General features: G+C 67.3%; 1 protein-coding gene. It reads left to right on the top strand.

Annotation, left to right across the window (positions count from 1 at the left end):
• Window positions 1-3,573: autotransporter-associated beta strand repeat-containing protein (locus APY03_RS27070; protein ID WP_068681725.1), on the top strand; the 3,573-nt coding region annotated here is incomplete at both ends.

Here is a 3,573-nt window from a genome sequence, read left to right on the forward strand (position 1 = left end):
TTCAAGTACGGCGGCGGCGGCGGCGGTGGCGGGGCTGGCGGCGGCGGCCTGCTGATCACAGGCGCGGCGAATGTCACGAATAACGGCACCGTATCGGGCGGCAAGGGTGGTGATGGTGGCGTCGCTTACTCCGATGGAGGCGCCGGCGGCGGCGGCGGCATGGGCGCCGCGCTTACCGGTGGGGGCAGCCTGCTGAACAACAACACTGGCGGCATTTCGGGCGGCGCCGGGGGTGCGGGTGGGGGCAGCCACTATGGGACGACTGGACCGAAAGGTGCGGGGGGCATCGGCGTCGTAGCGACCGGAGGTGCAAGCATCACCAATAACGGCACCATCAGTGGCGGCCTGAGCGCCGACGGCGTCACGCGTGCAGCTGCCGTGTTTCTGAGCGGCGGCGGCAACACGCTGACCCTGCAATCCGACTTTGCCTTCAACGGCAACGTGATCAGTCAGGGCAATGACAAGCTGGTCCTCGACGTCAAGAGGGGCAGCGTAGGCGGCAGCACGAGTTCGCCTTCGTTCAATGTGTCCAACATCGTGAAGACGCTGCCTGCCACCTACTCGGGTACGCAGTATGTCGGCTTCCGAGATCTGGCAAAGACCGGTGCTGGCACCTGGGTGCTGACAGGCACCGGCACGGATGACGTGAAATGGTCCATCGTCGGTGGCACGCTGCAAGGGGATGCCAACACTTTCAAGACCGGTATCACGTTCGCCCCGGCGTCTGCCGCCGACACGCCCCGGGTGGTCTTCAACCAGGACAGCGGCAATGTGAACAGTACAACGGCTGCCATATACAGCTTCCGAATCAATGGCGCAGGTTCGGTCGTCAAGATCGGCGATGGCAAGCTGACGTTGACCGAGGGCCAGGACTACAGCGGCACGACCACGATCACGAGCGGCACGCTGGCGCTCAGCGGCAATGGCAACATCCAGAAGTCCAGCCGCGTGACCAGCAATGGGGTCTTCGACATCAGCGGCACCGGCGGCGGCACAACCATCTCCAGCCTGGCGGGGACCGGCTCGGTCGTCCTCGGCAATGGCATGCTGACGCTGTCGAACGCTGCCGATGTCTTCAGCGGCGTCATCGGCGGCACCGGCGGCGTCAGTGTGAATGGAGGCATCCAGACGCTCAGCGGCGCAAATATCTACACCGGTGACACCAGTATCCACAGCGGAGCCACGCTGGCACTCGGCAGCGCAGGCAGCATTTCCACCTCCCGCGGCTTGAGGAACGACGGTATCTTCGACATCAGCGGCAGCAGCGGCGCCACCGTCTCCACCCTGGGCGGCAACGGCAACGTCTTGCTCGGCGGCCAGACGCTGGCGCTGTCCAAGGCCAGCGGCACCTTCGACGGCATCATCAGCGGCGCAGGCGGCCTGACCGTGGCCGGCGGCACGCAGAGCCTGACCGCCGTGAACACCTATGACGGCGTCACGACAATCGCGAGCAACGCCAAGCTGGCGTTGCGCAGCGCCAGCAGCATCGCAAGCTCCAGCGGCGTGGCGAGCGATGGCGTCTTCGACATCAGCAACATCACCACCACGGGCACCACCATTCGCAGCTTGGCCGGCGGTGGGTCCGTGGTCCTCGGCAGCCGAGCGCTGACGCTGTCCAACGCCGACGCCACCGGAACCTTCGGCGGCATCGTCAGCGGGACGGGGAGCGTCGCGCTGACCGGCGGCACTCAGATGCTGCAGGGCATCAACACCTACACCGGCACTACCACCGTCGGCAGCGGAGCCACGCTGGCGCTCGGCGGCGCGGGCAGCATCGCGAGCAGCAGCGGCCTGACCAACAACGGGGTTCTCGACATCAGCGGCACCGGTAGTGGCGCCACGCTGTCCCGCTTGGGCGGTACCGGCAAGGTCTTGCTCGGCAATCGGACGCTGACGCTGTCCAAGGCCAACGACGATTTCAGTGGCGTCATCAGCGGCTCGGGCGGCATCGCTCTGGCCGGCGGCGCCCAGAAGCTGAGTGGCGTGAACACCTACGCCGGCACTACCACCATCGCCAGCGGCGCCAAGCTGTCTCTCGGCAGCGAAGGCAGCATCTCGAGCTCGCGCGGCCTGGTGGACGACGGCGTCTTCGATATCAGCGGCACCAACGGCGCCACCATCACCAGCCTGGCCGGCGGAGGGTCCGTCGTCCTCGGGGGGCGTACGCTGACGCTGTCCAGCGCTGACGACACCTTCAGCGGTGTCATCAGCGGTTCGGGCGGTATCGCTGTGACCGGGGGCATCCAGATGCTGAGCGGCCCAAACGGCTACACAGGCGCAACCACCGTCGAAGTCGACACCACACTGGCGCTCGGTGGCGCGGGCAGCATCGCGAGCTCCAGCGCCCTGGTGAACCAGGGAGCCTTCGACATCACCGGCACCACCAGCGGCGCCACCGTCACCAGCTTGATCGGCACGGGCACCGTCGACCTCGGCGCTCGCACGCTGACGCTGTCGAATCCGAGCGGAACATTCGGCGGCGTCATCCACGGCGACGGCGCGGTGACCATCAAAGGGGGTCGTGCAGTCTTCACCGGGCAGAACGTTTACCGCGGTGGTACCAACATCATCGCGGGCTCCCTGGCCGGAAGCGCCACCAGCTTCGGCAGCGGGCCCATCGCCAACAACGCCGCACTGCTGATCGAGCAGCCCCATGATGCAACGCTGGCCAACACTATCACCGGCAGCGGTGTCGTGACCAAGACGGGCACCGCCATGTTGACCCTCACCGGTGAGAACAGCTACAGCGGCGGCACCGACCTCAAGGAAGGCGGCATTGCCGTCGGCAACAACAGCGCCCTGGGCAGCGGTGAACTCGCCATGCATCCAGATACCACCCTGCGCTTCGCCGCCGATGGCCTTACCCTGGCCAACCCCATCGCCTTCACCGACGCCCTCGATCCCACTATCGACACCGGCCCCTTCACCGCCACGCTCACCGGCGCCATCACCGGCCCTGGCGACCTGAGCAAGATCGGAAGCGGCACGCTCATTGTCTCGGGCGCCAACAGCTACGCCGGTGCCACAGCGGTGACCGAAGGCACCCTGCGCGCTGGCGCTGCCAATACCTTCAGCGCCGCCTCGGCCCACAGCGTCGCACCGGGTGCCACCCTCGATCTTGCCGGCTTCAGCCAGGGCATCGCGAGCCTCATCAACGCCGGCACCGTCTCTCTCATCGGTGCGGCACCCGGTACGACACTCACCGTCACCGGCCCCTACGTGGGCAACAACGGCCTGCTGCGCCTGGGCGCCTTCCTGGGCGACAGCGCCAGCGCGAGCGACCGCCTCATCCTCAGCGGCCCTGCAGCCGTGGCCGACGGGAGCACCACGGTGCAGGTGGTCAACCTCGGTGGCCTGGGGGCGCTCACCACGGGCAACGGCATCGAGCTGGTGAGCGCTCTCAATGGCGCCACCACCACCGCGCAGAGCACGAAGGATGCCTTCTCCCTGCAGGGCGGCCATGTCGACGCTGGCGCCTACGAATACCGCCTGCAGCCCGGCGATGCCACGGGCGCCGGGGAGAACTGGTACCTGCGCTCGACCAGCACCATCATCCCGCCGCCGCCGGCTCCA

The sequence above is a fragment of the Variovorax sp. WDL1 genome (genome assembly GCF_001541225.1).
Classification (GTDB): Bacteria; Pseudomonadota; Gammaproteobacteria; order Burkholderiales; family Burkholderiaceae_C; genus Variovorax.